This is a genomic window from Hahella sp. HNIBRBA332 (assembly GCF_030719035.1).
Lineage (GTDB): Bacteria > Pseudomonadota > Gammaproteobacteria > Pseudomonadales > Oleiphilaceae > Hahella.
In genome coordinates, this window is the sequence record NZ_CP132203.1 from 4,052,701 (window position 1) to 4,068,591 (window position 15,891).

Sequence of the window (15,891 nt, forward strand, 5' to 3'; positions counted from 1 at the left end):
CCTGTCGTCAGCGGCCGATCGCTTTATATAAATGATGTAAACTGAGCTACGAGGATGAAATGCACCCTCATTACAGTATCCTTACAGCAATTCACCCACAGCTCTCTCTAAAAGAAAATACAATGTCATTTAATCACCACACACCATAACTGGCAACAATCTGACCTAAACTAAGTTTCGAGCAAAAAACGCTCATAATCGCTCAAATATTCAACAACCGTACATCTTTCTGGCTCAAGCCAAGGAATATCTTTAGCCCGCTCTAATATATCTAAAGCCAACTGCTGTCTGAGTCCAATAAAACCAGGCTTCATATGCAATGCTTTTTCAAGACTACTGGAAGACTCACACTCCTCTAACACGCCAAGATCATGACAAAAGGGTCTCTCTGCCGAACCAAAGCTTAAAAGAACGTCTTCGAAAGGACCTATTTTTCTAGCGTGATCCAAGCCCAAAATTTTTAATAACTTAAAGGAGTTTAAAACATGCTCCTTTGTGCATGCATAAACCCGATTAAGCACATCCACGCTTCTACTTTGCCCTTGAACGCCATCAACCAGTTTGAGGCCTTTAGGTGTATTAACTATTCTTTGTCCCCATACTCCATGAGGCACAATAGGCCTTTCAAACAATCGTTCAAGCAACAGATCAATCTGCTCTACGGATAGGAAGATATCGTCATCGACAGAAAAAAAGTAGTTAGCGGGTTCATGTGCAGCAAACTCAAATCTTATCCATGGTGGATAATGAACAACCTGCTGGATTAATCTTAGTTTTGGATGCTGCTCAATATATAGACAAAGATCGACATCAGGGTTGTTATTAGAAACAATTATCTTGTCAATATATTTGCTCTTTGCAAGTTGCCCAAAAATCCTTTGTATATTTTCAGGCCGTAGGTAGCTTAGCAATATTGCTGTAACTGAACACTCTTCATGAGCGACTCGCACTTTACTCCACCCTAATCACAACGCGAAACTAGTGACTTTATCACTTTTTAGCAGTCAAAAAATCATCCCCTTTTACAAAATATCTACTCCCCCTTTCGTCTGAAGTAGCATCATTTTTGTCAAAAACCACCAACGGCTTGACCAGCCCCTACAGGTAAACTGGGTGCATTGGCTGAGTATATTTGGCTGTTCGTGATTGATTAAGACGAGGTAGGCATATGTTGAACTACAAAGCTCCGCAGCGTGATGTGGCGTTTGTGATGGATGAACTGTTGGGTTTCTTCGAGCATTACGAAAAGCTGGGGTTCGCGGATGCGACGCCGGATATGGTGCAGGCGATCCTGCAGGAGGGCGGTAAGTTTGCGGAGAATATCCTGGCGCCGCTGAATGCGGTGGGCGATACAGAGGGCTGTTCCTGGCATGAAGGCGTCGTGACAACGCCCAAAGGGTTTAAAGAAGCTTATCAACAGTATGTCGAGGGCGGCTGGCCGGCCATGTCGCAGCCATTAGAGTATGATGGCCAGGGCCTACCGTATTCGCTGTCGAGCGTTCTGTCCGAGTGGTTCTCCGGCGCCAATCACGCTTGGGCCATGTACCCCGGACTGAGCCAAGGCTGTATTGAAACCATCCTCGCCCATGGTTCGGATTCTCAAAGGCAGCGTTTCTTACCTCACCTGATTGCAGGGCGCTGGACCGGCACCATGTGCCTGACTGAACCTCACTGTGGATCAGACTTGGGACTGCTGAAAACCAAAGCTGAGCCGCAACCTGACGGCGCTTACGCCATAACCGGGACCAAAATTTTCATCTCCGCCGGCGACCATGATCTGTCCGACAACATCGTCCATGTCGTCCTGGCCCGCCTGCCGGACGCACCAGCGGGCACCAAAGGAATCTCCCTGTTTATCGTACCCAAGTTCAACGTGTCCGAAAGCGGCGAAATCACGACGCCTAATACTTTATCCTGCGGCTCCCTTGAGCATAAGATGGGCATCAAAGGCAGCGCCACCTGCGTCATGAATTTCGACGGCGCGCGCGGCTATCTGATCGGCGAGCCCAATCGCGGACTCAACTGCATGTTCACCTTTATGAATGCCGCGCGCGTCGGCGTGGGACTGGAAGGTCTGGCGGCAACCGAGGCGGCGTTTCAAGGCGCTATCAGCTACGCGCGCGATCGCTTACAAATGCGCTCGCTCAAAGGCCCCGTCAACAAGGACAAACCCGCAGATCCAATCATCGTGCACCCAGATGTACGGCGCATGCTGCTGACACAGAAAGCGATCCGCGAAGGCGGACGCGCCCTGGCGATGTACTGCACTCAGCAGATCGACCTGACTCTGTACAGCGAAGACGCTGACGCAAAAGCCTCCGCCGAGGCGAAACTGGCGCTGCTGACGCCGATCGTCAAAGCCTTTTTGACGGAAACCGCGCAGGAGTGCACAAGCTACGGCATGCAGGTCTACGGCGGCCACGGCTTTATCAAAGAATGGGGTATGGAGCAGCTGGCCAGGGATACCCGCATTTGCACCATGTATGAAGGCACCACCGGCATCCAGGCAATAGACTTGCTGGCTCGCAAAATCATCGGCAGCAAGGGAGAGTTACTGCGCCAGTTTGTTAATGAGATACGCGCGTTTTGCGAAACTCAGAACACCGCCCGCCACTTTAGTGTCTGGACGGACGCGCTCCTGCAACACCTCGATGAATGGCTGCAACTTGCTCAGGGAGTAGCAGAGAAGGCCCAGTCAAACCCGGACGAAATCGGCGCAGCCTCAGTCGAATTTCTGATGTATTCCGGCTACGTTTGTCTGGCCTATTTCTGGCTGCGCATGGCGCTGACCGCCAAGGAGAAGCTGGATGCACAGAGCGGCGACAGTGACTTCTATCAAGCCAAACTGCACACGGCGGAGTTTTACTTTGAGCGTCTGCTGCCCCGCACCCGCTCACTCGCCGCCAGCGTCAAAGCCGGCTCGGACAGCTTGATGGCGCTGCCGGAGGAGTTGTTCCACCTCAACTGATAAGCACATCCGGGCGCAATACGCGCCCGGTTTTATCAGACTCCAGACGCCTCGTCTTCATCGACGAAGGTCTCTTCTTCGCCGTTATTGAACTCCTCCATAAAGATCTGCCAGAACGCCAGGAACAACGCGGTCAGTACCGGCCCCAGCACGAATCCGTTCAAGCCGAATAACGACAAGCCGCCCAGGGTCGATAACAGCACAAGGTAGTCAGGCATTTTGGTGTCGCGCCCCACCAGCACCGGGCGTAACACGTTATCCACCAGTCCAATGACAAAGAAGCCGAACAGCACCAGCACAACGCCTTTGAAAACATCGCCGCTGAAAAACAGATATGCCGCCGCCGGCCCCCATACCAAGGCGGACCCCACCGCCGGCAACAACGACAGCACCACCATCACCACGCCCCACAATAGCGCACCTTTGATGCCAAGCGCCCAGAAGATCAAACCGCCGAGGGAGCCCTGCACCATAGCCACTACTAAGTTGCCTTTTACGGTCGCCCGGGACACCTCCGCAAACTTTTGAAAGAGGTGGATTTCACGTGTGTCGCCCAAAGGTAGAGCGCGAATCAACAGCTGTATCAAACTGCGACCGTCTCTTAAAAAGAAAAAAGTCAGATAAAGCATCAGCACAAAACTGACAGTGAACTGCAGGTATTCCTGCCCAAAATTGAACGCCTGAGTGGCGAAAAACTTACTGCCCGTCAACGCCGCCTGAGACAGCATTTGTTTGACGTTGCCCAGATCAATCTCGAAGCGCTCAGCCAGTTCCTGTATCACCGGCATGGCGGCTCTGGCTTTGTCCACCAGTACCTGTAACTGTATCTCGCCGGAGCTGACCTGCTGATAGACTCTGGCCCCCTCCTTCGCCAGCATCGTCATCATCACCGCCAGCGGAATCACCACAATCAATAAGCTGGCCAGCAATGTCAGCAACGCGCTGACGTTATCCCTGCCGGGGAACCGCCGAATCAGCCAGCGATGCAGCGGCGCGAACAGAATGGCCAACATCGCCGCCCAGAATATGGCGTAAAAGAACGGCAAAATCAGCACGCCAAACCCAAAGGTCACAGCCAGCAACAGCAGCAAAAAGGATCGGTCTTCAAGGTTTCGTTGCATCTAAGGGGATCTCTTACAGGATATTTCGAAAGATGGGCGGAGATAATCTCATGTTTTTATTGGCTGCGCACCCAAGGGAACAACGCGGCGCGCCACCCTGCGCATAAAAATATGACATTTTTTACTTTTTTGACGGGATCCGCCAGAGAAGGTCGCTACTGAATGTAAGCAACAATAACTACGGGATACGACATCATGTTCAGCAAACTGCTTAGAGCCCTTACCCAAAAAGACGATTCCGTGACCACACTGCCTTTCGACAGCCTGCGCAAAGTCGCGGCGGCCCAAGTAAAAGTTATCAGCGACCAACAAAAGCAAGCTCCTTTAAGCTTTTGCACCGTCAGCGCAGGCGAAGTCAAAAACCTCGCCAGCCTGCAAGGTTTCTAGACAATCTCCAGATAGCGCTGAAGCCAGCCACTGCGCAATACACTCTAGGGCTTCAGCTCCGCACACAACACCAATAATGCAGCCGCCAGGGCAGGCTTTTCGCGATGATTAATACGCGCCGCGCAATTTATTCGATAGAGTGTCCCACTCGGCTTTTGTTGAATACTCTCCAACGTCGCTTCTAAGCGAATTTCATCGCCGCTCCGTACCGCCTCAAGAAAGCGCACTTGCTCCAGACCATAATTAATCAGTGCATAATCGCCCTCTGGCGGCGAGATCAACTCATATAACAGCCCCGGCAACAGCGACAGCGCCAAAAAGCCATGAGCGATGGGCTGGCCATAAGGGCTCTCCCTCCGGCACCGTTCCTCATCCACATGAATCCACTGCCTGTCACGAGTGCAATCGGCAAACTGATCAATCAGCGCCTGATCAACTCTCACCCATCGACTTTCGCCCAAATTTTCGCCTACCTGAAGATCCCGCATCGATTTAGCCATGGTCTGAACTCCTTTCATCCACTCATGAAAATGGTCATGTAGACATAGTCTAGCTGCGACGCCGGGATTGCATAGAAAAGTGAAAAACTTTCTTTTTCTCATTCTCACCACCTCACAGACGCCAACGGCAAGGGGGAGTTTTAATTCATAACGCCCGTTATGAGCAATGCATTCCCAATGTTCCCAACCTTCGTCATTATTCGAAATTTCATCAAATTTTCGTTGACAGAGAATTAATGAGGCCAATAGAGTAAAAAATACGTACAAATTAGAAAATTTACGAAAATATTCAATCAGAGACGAATCTGAATATTTTCCGTTATGTCCGTCTGGAGGAGCCCTTCGGATATCGTCAGAGGGCGCACTCCTTCACATTGAACGGACAGGGAAACCATCACACCAAAGGGAGCCTGCATGGAGCCGGTTTGTATTGAGGATTGGGAAGAGCTAGCTAAACGCCGCTTAGCTCCGGAAGTCTATGATTTTATCGCTGGCGGCGCAGGGCGTGAGCGGTCTTTGCAGGAAAATATCAGCGCCCTGGAGCGGGTCAAACTGATTTCCCGAGTCCTGCGCGGCATTAGCGAAGTCGATACGAGCGCGCCGCGCTTATCGCCACTCCAGAGCGCCCGCCCGCCAGCTACCCCACTTATCGTCGCCCCCAGCGCGCACCATCAACTTGCTCACCCTGAAGGTGAGCTGGCGACCCTGGCGGCCGCCAACCAATGCGGCGCGCCACTCATTATCAGCACCATGTCAGACACGCCGCTGGAGTCCCTCTGCAAACACTCCGCAGAGCCGGTCATGTTTCAGCTTTACCTGTACAAAGATCGGGGGCGCAATCGAGACATGATTCAACAGGCGCAGGACACCGGCTGCAGCGCCCTGGTGCTGACTGTTGACGTGCCACGCATGGGCGCTCGGCTACGGGATCGTCGCAATGGGTTCGATGTTAAACGCTACCAAAGCCGCGCCGACAAGCTTGGCGAGCCGCCTTACATGCAGGCGCCCATCCCCGGCCAGTCCGGCGTCGCCGCCTTTGTCGCCGAACAACTGGAGCCTGCGCTGTCCTGGGACGATGTGGACTGGGTGAAAAATCAGACCCGCATGCCGCTGATATTAAAAGGCGTGCTGCATCCGCAGGATGCGGAAATTGCACTGGAACACGACGTCGACGCTTTGTATCTATCGAATCACGGCGGCCGACAACTTGATCATCATGTCTCCGCCATCGACATGCTGCCACATATACGCCGGCGCGTAGGCGCAACCATGCCGCTCATTGTCGACGGCGGCGTGCGCAGCGGTGCGGACATTCTCAAAGCCCTGGCCCTGGGCGCAGACGCAGTAGGGGTGGGCCGCCCGGTTCTGTGGGGGCTCGCCGCCGCCGGCGTACATGGCGTCGCCGCCGTGTTACGACAACTCATCGATGATCTGACGCTCAGCATGCACATCTGCGGTTGCGCCACTCTTGCAGACATTAGCCAGGAAATTATTTGGACCGAACACCCCTCACATCAAGGAGAACCCCTATGACGACAGGTTGGGAAAGCATGTCTAAGTTAATGCTCAGGCATAAGGCGAAAAAAATCGATCACGTAGCCATTGCAGTGCTGGATCTGGAGCAGGCCATCGGCTATTTCAGCATGATGGGATTCACCCTGTCCGACCGCATGACCACTACCGGCGCTCACAGCGCTATGCATTCCGCCGTCATGGAGGCGGGCCCGATCAAGTTCGTTTTATTGGAAGGCGCCAACGAAGCCTCTCAGATTACCCGCTTTATCAACGAATACGGCCCAGGACCGCAGCACATCGCCATCGAAGTGGAGGACGTGGAAAGCCTGTGCAAGGAACTGGAAACGCAAGGGCTGGACTTCAGCACCAAAACCATCAAAGGCCCGGATCTCATCCAGCGCTTCACCGTGCGCTGTCCTAACTCCGGCGTCATGATCGAGTTCATAGAAAGAAACGAGGAAGAAGGCTTTTCGGAACAGAACGTGGAAGACCTGTTCCGCCAACTGGAAGCCAGCGACGCCTATTGATAAACGCCGCAGCTGTTGCGGCGGCTCTCTCCGACATTAAACATAGAAAGGAATATGACGTGTACATAGCGGAATACCCACTGAGCGAGCAGGAACATGCTCTATTGCCCAGCGATGAGGACGTGCGTTTTTACCAGGAGCATGGCTGGTTCATGACCGGCAAAGTGTTCACTGACGAGGAGCTGGACGCCTTCGCTCAGGAAAGTCGCGATTATTATGCAGGCAAGCGCGACAGACGCCTGCCGACCATGCCTTCCACGTTGGCCTACTGGACCCCGGAAGACGGCGACGTGGCTCGTAACAACGACTACGTGCACTATGAAAGCGATACGTTTCGGCGCCTGCTGACCAAACCAATCATTGGCGCCATCGCCGCCCGCTTGTCGCAGACAGATGAAATTCGCGTGTGGAACAGCGCCCTCATCACCAAACCCGCCCGCGGCGACTTTGCGGCGGAGGGCATGTTCCGCCCTGTCGTTCCCTGGCACAAGGACGCCCATTACTGGTCAACCTGCACGTCCAACAAACTGCTGACCGCCTTTATCAACTTTTATGATTGTTTTGAAGGCATGGGCGCCCTGGAAATGATCGACGGCAGCCACCGCTGGCGGGAGGTCGACGCAGACGACAGTGTCACCCGTCACTTCGGGCGACGCAGCGTCGAGGAACTGCACGCCATGTTGGAAGAAACGGCTCAGTTTAATGGCGACACCGTCAGAAAAATCGCCATGACCGGCAAACGCGGCCATATCAGCTTCCATAGCTGTCACACCTTTCATGGCAGCGCGCCTAACTACAGCCAAGTGGATCGAGTCTCGATTTCTCTGCACCTGCAGGACGCAAGCAATACCTATAAGCGACACACGCTGGCGGACGGAACCCTGTTGAAATACAACAACGACTATTTCTGCCGTAAAAACAGCCAGGGCGATCCTGACTATGCCGATCCGGACTTTTGTCCACAGATCTGGAAGGAGTAAATCATGAGCGCGATGCAACCTCAGGACAATCGCGAGGAGCTGCCGTTGCACGCCTCCCTGGCGGACCCCTGTCTAAACTCCATGACCTTTCTTAACGATATCGCCGGGCAATACCCCAAGGCGATATCGTTCGCGCCCGGGCGTCCGATCGAAACGGACTTTCGGATCGATGATATCGGGCGTTATCTGCAGCGCTACGTCGAGCATCTCACTCACACTGAGCATCGACCGGAGGGCGCCGTCATTACCCAGTTGTTTCAGTACGGACCATCCGAAGGGCATATTCGCGGGCTTATCGCCGATATGCTGGAGAAGACCGATGGCGTGGTCTGTCGTCCCGAAGACATCGTGGTCACCTCCGGCGCGCAGGAAGGAATGATTCTGACTCTGCGCGCCCTGTTCGCAGACTCTCGCGATGTCTTGCTGGTCCCACAACCGGTGTACGTCGGCATTATCGGCGCAGCCAGACTGCTGGATATCCGAATCGAAACTTTCGACGTACACGATCAAGGCGTGGAAATCAGCGATATCGAGAACAAGATTCAGGCGCTGGAAGCGGAAGGCAATAAAGTCAAAGCGCTGTATATCAACGCCGACTTCTGCAACCCCACTGGCGTCTCGTTACCGCTTAGCCAACGCATGGATCTGGTCTGGCTTTCGCACACCTACAACTTCACCGTGATAGAAGATAATCCCTACGGTATTTTCGGCGCGGCGAGCGCCATCAAACCTACGCTGGCCTCGCTGGATAGACACGGCCGTTCTGTGGCGTATCTGGGTTCGTTCTCCAAGACTCTGTTTCCCGGCGTGCGCTTGGGGTTTATTGTATCCCGTCGACTGGCGGAAGCGCTTACCAAAATCAAAAGCATGCTGACGCTCAATACATCGCCGATCTGTCAGGCAGTGGTCGGCGGCGTGTTGTTGGAATGCAAGGGAGACCTGCGATTGCATTGCGAGAGCAGAATCCATTTCTATCAGCACAACCTGAAGCATTTGCTGAATCAGCTTGAGATTGCCTTTCCCAAAGGTTCGCCCCTGCGTTCGCAAATAACCTGGAACAGACCGGACGGGGGCTTTTTTCTCGTGCTCACGCTGCCGTTCACTGTTAACCTGAAGCAGCTAAAAGCCTCAGCGGAACAACACGGCGTGCTATGGACGCCGATGGAAATGTTCTATTCGCCGCCGCGGGAATCCAATGAAATCCGGCTCTCATTCAGCTACCTGACGCCGGAGCAGATCAGCGAAGGGGTTTCCCGCCTGAGCAAATTTATCAAGGAATGTCTGGCCCTGCGCGCGCCTGAGGCGGCCGCCAGCTAGAGCAAAGGAGACAAGCTCGTATGACCGCTTTTCTATATATCGCCTGTATTCTGGTGTGGGGCACGTCATGGATCGCGATCCACATGCAGTTGGGCGAAGTTCCCATCCTGACGTCCATTTTCTATCGCTTCGCCATCGCCGCGTTATTGCTGCTGCCCGCCCTGTTTCTGCTAAAAAAAATCCAGAAGACCCAGCCTGTCGACCACCTGTGGTTCGCCGGGCAGGGGTTGTGCTTTTTTTCCCTGAACTTTCTGTGTTTTTATCACGCCACCCAATACATCCCCAGCGGCATCGTCGCGATCATTTTCTCCACCGTGTTGCTGTTCAACAGCGTCAATCGCTGGCTGTTCCTGCGTCAAAGCACTTCGCAAAGCGAGTTCATCGGCATCACTTTCGGCATAGTCGGCATTGTGCTCCTGTTTTGGCGGGAACTGACTCAGCAAAACTTTGGCGCGGACTTTTTTACCGGAATGCTGTTCGCATTACTGGGCACATTAATATTTTCACTGGGTAATATGATCTCCGTGCGTAACGGAGCCAAAGGCATTACGCCGCTCACCGGCAATGGTTATTCCATGGCCTACGGCGCTGTGGTGCTGCTGCTTGCCGTGTTCGCCACCGACACGCCGCTCAGGTTCAGCTTCACCTCCCAATATATTTTTAGCCTGCTGTATCTGGCGATTTTCGCGTCGGTGCTCGGTTTTACGATCTATCTGACTTTGGTGAACAAAATCGGCATCAACAAAGCCGCGTATTGCATGGTGGCTTTCCCTGTCGTCGCGATCCTGATCTCCACGCTGTTTGAAGACTATCAGTGGGACGCCACAACGTTCTCCGGCGTTGGCGTCATCATCTTCGGTAATTTCTTGATGGTCTCCAAACTTTGGTGGCGTCCCGCTTCGCTGGCCAGACAACAAAGCTGATGCATCTATCCGTTTATATCGGCCTACCAACCTAAAATAAGGAGTCTCTCATGCCCGTCGTCACCATCGCGCAATCCCCCGGCCGGACCCTGGAGCAGAAACGGGAGCTGGTGAAAAAGATAACCGACGCCTTTGTGACCAGCTACGGCGTCAAACCGGAGTCGGTCACTATATTTTTGCAGGACTACGACGACAGCAATTGGGGAAAAGCCGGCTTGTTGCACGTTGACGCCAAAGCTGGCAAAGACGGTTAAAGGTTTCTCCGGCAAAATAGCATAACTCTCTATTTTAGCGGCGATTTTCTTCCCCCGACCGGCCTATTGCCAATAACGGGTAAAAAGGTTAAAAACTCACCAATTACTATAAAGAACTTCTGCAGTACCGGGCCGGATTCTTCGCTCCCCGCGACGAGTCCGGCCCACATAAACTGACCGTGCGCCGGTCCAGCACGGGTGCGCTCGGCCACCGCTTGGCGAAGCCATTTTGGTGGTATGACAGTTGGCTGACCCAGGATTGTTAACCAACCACACGAGAGACATGGACCATGAAGAAGCTATTGGCCACCCTCTTAATTGGCGGCGTTTGGACCATCGCCGCCAATAGCTACGCTTATGACTGCACCGACGTAGCCCCCTTTGAAACCGGCGCTATCGGCGCCAACGCCATTCGTCAACATCACGACAACGCTTATCGCTGCAACGTCAGCGGTTGGTGCGGGTTAGGCGGCGCCTATGAACCCGGCGTAGGCTGGGCTTGGGAACAGGCCTGGAACGGCCTCGGCGCCTGCGATGGCGGTTCGCCACCTGATGACGGCGGCCCCGGTGACGACCCCGGCGCCTGCGATGCTCCACAGTATTCCGCCGGAACCAGCTACAGCGCAGGACAGGTTGTGCAAAACCTTGGCGACGACTATCGCTGCGACATCGCCGGCTGGTGCTCGTCCGCCGCCGCCTGGGCGTATGAGCCGGGCGTCGGCAGCAGCTGGAGTTCAGCCTGGACCTTAATTGGACCTTGCGGAACAGACGATCCCGACAACCCTGATGATCCCGGCCCTGGCCCGGATACGCCCTTCTGCGCCAGCGCCTGGAGCGCCAGCAAAGTCTATCGCACCGGAGCCGTGGCGGCGTATCAAGGCGGCGTTTACCAGGCCCAAGTGGACGTTTGGGGCATTCCCCCTAACGATCCCACCTACCCTGATCGCTGGAAGCTGGTGGGGGTTCCTGATGACAGCCTGTGCCCAGTGCCGATTCCCAACGACATCGACTACGGCGATCCGCTGCCTGTCGACGGCAACCCCAACGCCGGCGTCACCTTCTCTGGCGGCGCCATCGGCGCGGCGCGCATCTCCAATACGCCGTCCACCGGATCGCCGCGCTCTTCAGTCCCATCCACCGATCCGGGCGGGGATCATCCCGGCTTTGACGCTGATAACGGCGCCCGGGTTTCCAAACTGCCTCCCGGAACCGTGCCGTTGCAGCACAATACGTACTCCCTGCGTGCGGGAACGGAAATTGTCACCTACATCGGCGACTGGGCGATTTATGGTCGGCGCTATGATTTCACCAAACTCCCTGTAAAAAACCTGCACCGCATCGTCTACGGTTTTTCTGGCATCTGCTATCCGGATGCGTCCAGCACTCAGGATCCGGGCTTTCCCACGTCCGCTCCAGCAGCGGTGAACCGCACTTGCAACCAAAGCAATTTGCCGGATGGAGCCATGGCTATCGCCGATTTTGAAGCAGCGTTTGTGCGCAATGTAGGCGTTCCCGGCAGCGTGACAGGGACGGAAAGCATGTATGAACTGGAACCTGCCAGTGTCGGAGGCGTATTCGGCGTACTCTATAAACTGAGAAAAGATAATCCGCACCTGAAGCTGGATCTCTCCGTCGGCGGCTGGACCCTCTCTGAAGGCTTCGGCTGGATGTCGCGGGATGACACCAGACGCAAAGCGTTCGTCGACTCCTTGATCCACTTTTTACAACGCTTTGACTTCGACGGTATCGATATCGATTGGGAATACCCCGCCTCCGACGGCGCTGTTCCAGATGCGGATACGCCGGAAGACGCCGCCAATTACGTGCGTCTGTTGAAGGAAATACGCGCGGGCATGGATTGGCTGGGGCAGAAAACCGGCAAGCATTATCGCCTGTCTTCAGCGATCCCTGCGAGGACCGGTCGTCTCGACCTGATCGACTGGCCTGCCGTGCATCCGTATATGGATCGCTTGTATGTGATGACCTATGACCTCACCGGCGCCTGGGAGCGCGAGCTGAGCAATCACACCCCCATGCAGGTCAACCCGAGCGCTCGGGGCTCGTCCGCCAATACCTCGGTCACAACCGCGATGACTTACCTGCAAGGAAAAGGCGTCCCCAATAACAAACTGATGGTCGGTGTGGCGAATTATCATCGCGCCAAGCGCCTCAATAGTGCGGCGGATATCACCGAGTACAGCAATGGCGTCGCCGGCGCGACCACCCACCAGCCCAATCAGGCGCCGGGAACCACTGACTTTATTCTCGCCATCGCCGGATACGGCAGTTGGGAAGCTGGCGTTCTGGAAGGCTATGAGATGTATCAAAGCTTCCTTGACCCGTCATTACGGCCTTACAACGGGTACAAGCTGTACACCGACAAAGCCTCCAATGCCGACTATCTTGTGCAACCCGCCATCGGCTCCTTTATCACGATAGAGACGCCGCGAACCGCTGCGTTGAAAGCGCAATACGCCAAGGACAACGGTTTCGCCGGCGTCTTCTTCTGGATGGCGGAACAGGACAACGGCTACAACCTCAACGCCGTCAACCACGTTCTCGGCAACGCCCTGGTGAACGACCTCGCCAACGGCAAACCGCAAAACCAGATTCCGGTCTGCGGTGAAAATATTAGCGCCAGCGAATGTGAAAGCTTAATCAAAAGCCTACGCTGATTGCGCTGAGTAATACGCAAAAGGCCCTCAAATGAGGGCCTTATCTCCATCCAATTCCCCTTAAAACAGCATCCAAATAAACCGGATCATCCGAATCAGAATCGCCAGGGGAAGGATCACTATCAGTAGTTGGAGATGGATCATGAATGCGATTCCGCCCTCGTTTACATGAGAGGTGCTGATAAAAAAGAGCGCCGTGTAGATCGCCATGAAAATCAGCCCTGGCTGCACAAAATTGGCGCCCCAGATGGCCATCACAGGTAACAGGAGTTGCAGTAATAGAAGGAGGACGAAGTTTGCAGAAAACAAGTAGTCATACAGCCTTGTTTGTCGACAGAACACCTCAAACATTCCAAATATAACCGTATAGACGCCACAGGCCAGCAACGCCCAATCGGTCCAGTCCGTTAGCCAGGAAGCAAGATAGTGTTCATAGAAGTTCATGGGGGGACTCATCCTTAGGTAAAGGGCGCAACAACGCTCATCTGAGCCGTTCGTAATATTAGCGACTGCACGGGCCGACCACTTTACTCGATAGCCCACAGGGCGTACATCCGCGCATTGGACTATTCAGCCCCTGTTCCAACCCTCCTTTTCCGCACGTCGAAAATTGAGAGGAACCGCACACTTTGCATACAAAGTTCAAGATTTATCCCGATTCGCCATTTTTTTGACGTTTTGCGTTAGCTGCGTGTGACGTTTTACAGTCTTTTTCATTTATAGCCATCTACTATTGATCATAAGTTGACATATAACGAAGGAAGTGACCGATGGCTGCTCAAACCACCCAAACCAGAATACTGTCCACCGCGATTTTAGCCGCGACGCTGGCGTTACATGGCTGCGGCGGCGGAGCGGCGGATGAAAGCTCGGACAACAGCTCTGTCTCCATTCAAGGGACTACCTCTTCACAGGTGGAAAACACAAGTTCAGCGTCTGACGCCAGCGCACAAACCACCACCCAGACAGATACTTCCACCACGAACTCATCCGCCACCAATGACACTGTCGCGGACAGCAGCCAGTCCAATTCAGGCTCTTCCACTCAAACCCAGCAGGACACACAACAGACAGATCAGCAGGACCAGGCCCAAAACGACACTCAGGACTCCAGTCAGGAAAGCGATGTTGCACTGGATATCGTGATCAGCCTGCAACCTGCCTCTCAAAGCGCCGGCAAAGGGGAAGCCGTTACTCTGAACGTCAGCGCATCAGGCAGCGGAGCTTTGAATTATCAGTGGCGTAAAAATGGCGCAATCATCACTGACGCCGTGCAGTCTTACCTGAGCCTGTCAAACCTGGACGACAGCGACGCAGGCGTTTATGACGTTATCATCAGCAACGCCACCGGTTCCGTCACCAGCAACGGCGCAACCTTGTCCTTAACAGTCAACCAAAGCGTGCGCCTGGTCTGGAGCACACCGAATACTCGCGAAGACGGCAGCGCACTGACCCAACAGGAAATTTCCGCCTACCGCATCTATCACACCACTGAAGACGGCTCCTGGGGCGCCAGCGTGGAAGCGCAGGCGGATGCGACAGACTACACCTTCGGCGGCCTGGACAGCGGCGTTCACTACTTCGCAGTCACCGTGGTGGACACCTCAGGCATTGAGAGCGACTTCTCCAACGTCATGAGCAAGCAGATTTTCTGAGCCCTCTCGGGCTCGTCTTATCGACTTTTCCCAACGATGTCATTCGGGGCCTTTGGCCCCATTTTTTGTTCTCCCGCCGCCCAGTAAAACCGTGTCCGTTTTTTACAAGTCAGCGTCTTCCCGCCGATTTATCCTAGTGCCACATAACTCCTCCATGCCCGGGACGTTTTCGGTTCAGCGATGAGTTTTTATATGGGTAGCGCCTGGAAACGCGATCCTGCGCTATGGCCAATCTCTTGTTACATTTTCAAGGAATATGATTTATGAAGAAGAATCTGATACTTGTGGCTGCAGCCGCAACAATGCTTTCCACTCAGGTCAGCGCCGCCGAAACCCTGTTTGAGTATTACAGAAGCACGGCCCAGGCCGGTGTTGGCGGCGAAACCCAGAGAGAATACGAAAGCAAGACATTGCACGGGGCAGAGCCTGTGCGCCAAAATTACGACCTCAGCGTCAATGGAAGCAGCGCGTCCGCCTCTCTGGATTACAATCTGGAAGTTTCCCATTTCGATAACGGCGCCACGCTGAGCTACTACATTGACGCCGATATCGACCGCAGCGAAGGAGACCGAGGCGGCGTTACGATCAGTCACGGCGGCAACTTCCAGCACAGTATCCGCGCCACCGAAGACGGCGTACTGCGCGTCAACTTCAACGTTGAGCAAATAGAACGCAACTGCCCGGAGATTGCCCCCTGCTTACCCCTGAACAGTTATGTGTCCGCTGGCGGAAATGGTTACAGAGGCAGCATCGCCTATGATCCGAAAAACGGATTCAAAGACGGTGTCGACTATATCGAGATTCCCGCCGAAAAAGGCCGCACATACAAAGTCGAGTTCAGTTCCAGCGGCAGCATATCCGGCGGCCCGCAATCACAAAGCGTTTCCGCTTCCTACTCCGTCACCTGGGAAATGGCCCCTCTTTGACGACAAGGGCTAACTAAATCCATCTTAGTAAGCCGGAAGTGAAAATTTCCGGCTTGCGCCTTTCGACAATCCGAACGTCACCTCGGCCCCCCTTTGAATGAGGGCGCATTAAATTTCTGTAAAGCGCGCCCTAAACGGTCGCA

At 54.3% G+C, this 15,891-nt stretch carries 15 protein-coding genes; 11 read left to right on the forward strand and 4 right to left on the reverse strand.

Features of this window, described 5'->3' with window-relative positions; genetic code table 11:
- Positions 1-170: 170 nt before the first annotated feature.
- Positions 171-950 carry a hypothetical protein gene (locus O5O45_RS17860; RefSeq protein WP_305900722.1) on the reverse strand — a complete coding sequence of 260 codons (780 nt, stop codon included), beginning with the start codon at positions 948-950 and terminating at the stop codon, positions 171-173.
- A 218-nt stretch (positions 951-1,168) separates the two neighbouring features.
- On the opposite strand from O5O45_RS17860, the gene O5O45_RS17865 reads away from it, so the two are divergent.
- A complete protein-coding gene (locus O5O45_RS17865; protein WP_305900723.1) occupies positions 1,169-2,968 on the forward strand; it encodes an acyl-CoA dehydrogenase C-terminal domain-containing protein in 1,800 nt (599 codons plus the stop codon).
- A gap of 35 nt (positions 2,969-3,003) precedes the next feature.
- On the opposite strand, the gene O5O45_RS17870 is transcribed toward O5O45_RS17865, so the two are convergent.
- Positions 3,004-4,089 (reverse strand): AI-2E family transporter, encoded by a 1,086-nt coding sequence (locus O5O45_RS17870; protein WP_305900724.1) that lies wholly within the window; start codon positions 4,087-4,089, stop codon positions 3,004-3,006.
- A 195-nt stretch (positions 4,090-4,284) separates the two neighbouring features.
- On the opposite strand from O5O45_RS17870, the gene O5O45_RS17875 reads away from it, so the two are divergent.
- The gene (locus O5O45_RS17875; protein ID WP_305900725.1) at positions 4,285-4,476 is read left to right on the forward strand and encodes a hypothetical protein; all 192 of its coding nucleotides are present in this window, start codon (positions 4,285-4,287) and stop codon (positions 4,474-4,476) included.
- 44 nt (positions 4,477-4,520) lie between these two features.
- Here the strand turns inward: O5O45_RS17875 and O5O45_RS17880 are convergent, their stop codons facing one another.
- Positions 4,521-5,078: a MaoC/PaaZ C-terminal domain-containing protein gene (locus O5O45_RS17880; protein ID WP_305900726.1), complete on the reverse strand. Its 558-nt coding sequence runs from the start codon at positions 5,076-5,078 to the stop codon at positions 4,521-4,523.
- Positions 5,079-5,390: 312 nt separating this feature from the next.
- Here O5O45_RS17880 and O5O45_RS17885 point away from each other — a divergent pair, with 312 nt between their 5' ends.
- From O5O45_RS17885 to O5O45_RS17915, 7 genes are all read left to right on the forward strand, one after another.
- Complete coding sequence (locus O5O45_RS17885) at positions 5,391-6,509, forward strand: alpha-hydroxy acid oxidase (protein ID WP_305900727.1); 1,119 nt, start codon at positions 5,391-5,393, stop codon at positions 6,507-6,509.
- The gene (locus O5O45_RS17890; protein ID WP_305900728.1) at positions 6,506-7,018 is read left to right on the forward strand and encodes a VOC family protein; all 513 of its coding nucleotides are present in this window, start codon (positions 6,506-6,508) and stop codon (positions 7,016-7,018) included. Before O5O45_RS17885 ends, O5O45_RS17890 begins: the two co-directional genes overlap by 4 nt.
- Before the next feature lie 59 nt (positions 7,019-7,077).
- Positions 7,078-7,998 carry a phytanoyl-CoA dioxygenase family protein gene (locus O5O45_RS17895; protein WP_305900729.1) on the forward strand — a complete coding sequence of 307 codons (921 nt, stop codon included), beginning with the start codon at positions 7,078-7,080 and terminating at the stop codon, positions 7,996-7,998.
- A gap of 3 nt (positions 7,999-8,001) precedes the next feature.
- On the forward strand, positions 8,002-9,315 hold the full coding sequence (locus tag O5O45_RS17900; RefSeq protein WP_305900730.1) for an aminotransferase-like domain-containing protein: 1,314 nt from the start codon (positions 8,002-8,004) through the stop codon (positions 9,313-9,315).
- 20 nt (positions 9,316-9,335) lie between these two features.
- Positions 9,336-10,238 carry a DMT family transporter gene (locus O5O45_RS17905; RefSeq protein ID WP_305900731.1) on the forward strand — a complete coding sequence of 301 codons (903 nt, stop codon included), beginning with the start codon at positions 9,336-9,338 and terminating at the stop codon, positions 10,236-10,238.
- A gap of 50 nt (positions 10,239-10,288) precedes the next feature.
- The gene (locus tag O5O45_RS17910; RefSeq protein ID WP_305900732.1) at positions 10,289-10,492 is read left to right on the forward strand and encodes a tautomerase family protein; all 204 of its coding nucleotides are present in this window, start codon (positions 10,289-10,291) and stop codon (positions 10,490-10,492) included.
- A gap of 290 nt (positions 10,493-10,782) precedes the next feature.
- Positions 10,783-13,167: a glycosyl hydrolase family 18 protein gene (locus O5O45_RS17915; protein ID WP_305900733.1), complete on the forward strand. Its 2,385-nt coding sequence runs from the start codon at positions 10,783-10,785 to the stop codon at positions 13,165-13,167.
- Positions 13,168-13,227: 60 nt separating this feature from the next.
- Here the strand turns inward: O5O45_RS17915 and O5O45_RS17920 are convergent, their stop codons facing one another.
- Complete coding sequence (locus O5O45_RS17920) at positions 13,228-13,611, reverse strand: hypothetical protein (protein ID WP_305900734.1); 384 nt, start codon at positions 13,609-13,611, stop codon at positions 13,228-13,230.
- A 326-nt stretch (positions 13,612-13,937) separates the two neighbouring features.
- Here O5O45_RS17920 and O5O45_RS17925 point away from each other — a divergent pair, with 326 nt between their 5' ends.
- Positions 13,938-14,822: an immunoglobulin domain-containing protein gene (locus O5O45_RS17925; protein ID WP_305900735.1), complete on the forward strand. Its 885-nt coding sequence runs from the start codon at positions 13,938-13,940 to the stop codon at positions 14,820-14,822.
- Between the two features lie 263 nt (positions 14,823-15,085).
- Complete coding sequence (locus O5O45_RS17930) at positions 15,086-15,748, forward strand: hypothetical protein (RefSeq protein WP_305900736.1); 663 nt, start codon at positions 15,086-15,088, stop codon at positions 15,746-15,748.
- Positions 15,749-15,891: the final 143 nt, after the last annotated feature.

What these genes read in the sequence shown, in the direction of transcription:
- O5O45_RS17865 (WP_305900723.1), top strand. Translation starts at nt 1,169, where the DNA reads ATGTTGAACTACAAAGCTCCGCAGCGTGATGTGGCGTTTGTGATGGAT.
- O5O45_RS17870 (WP_305900724.1), bottom strand. Translation starts at nt 4,089, where the DNA reads ATGCAACGAAACCTTGAAGACCGATCCTTTTTGCTGCTGTTGCTGGCT.
- O5O45_RS17875 (WP_305900725.1), top strand. Translation starts at nt 4,285, where the DNA reads ATGTTCAGCAAACTGCTTAGAGCCCTTACCCAAAAAGACGATTCCGTG.
- O5O45_RS17880 (WP_305900726.1), bottom strand. Translation starts at nt 5,078, where the DNA reads ATGAGAAAAAGAAAGTTTTTCACTTTTCTATGCAATCCCGGCGTCGCA.
- O5O45_RS17885 (WP_305900727.1), top strand. Translation starts at nt 5,391, where the DNA reads ATGGAGCCGGTTTGTATTGAGGATTGGGAAGAGCTAGCTAAACGCCGC.
- O5O45_RS17890 (WP_305900728.1), top strand. Translation starts at nt 6,506, where the DNA reads ATGACGACAGGTTGGGAAAGCATGTCTAAGTTAATGCTCAGGCATAAG.
- O5O45_RS17900 (WP_305900730.1), top strand. Translation starts at nt 8,002, where the DNA reads ATGAGCGCGATGCAACCTCAGGACAATCGCGAGGAGCTGCCGTTGCAC.
- O5O45_RS17905 (WP_305900731.1), top strand. Translation starts at nt 9,336, where the DNA reads ATGACCGCTTTTCTATATATCGCCTGTATTCTGGTGTGGGGCACGTCA.
- O5O45_RS17910 (WP_305900732.1), top strand. Translation starts at nt 10,289, where the DNA reads ATGCCCGTCGTCACCATCGCGCAATCCCCCGGCCGGACCCTGGAGCAG.
- O5O45_RS17915 (WP_305900733.1), top strand. Translation starts at nt 10,783, where the DNA reads ATGAAGAAGCTATTGGCCACCCTCTTAATTGGCGGCGTTTGGACCATC.
- O5O45_RS17920 (WP_305900734.1), bottom strand. Translation starts at nt 13,611, where the DNA reads ATGAACTTCTATGAACACTATCTTGCTTCCTGGCTAACGGACTGGACC.
- O5O45_RS17925 (WP_305900735.1), top strand. Translation starts at nt 13,938, where the DNA reads ATGGCTGCTCAAACCACCCAAACCAGAATACTGTCCACCGCGATTTTA.
- O5O45_RS17930 (WP_305900736.1), top strand. Translation starts at nt 15,086, where the DNA reads ATGAAGAAGAATCTGATACTTGTGGCTGCAGCCGCAACAATGCTTTCC.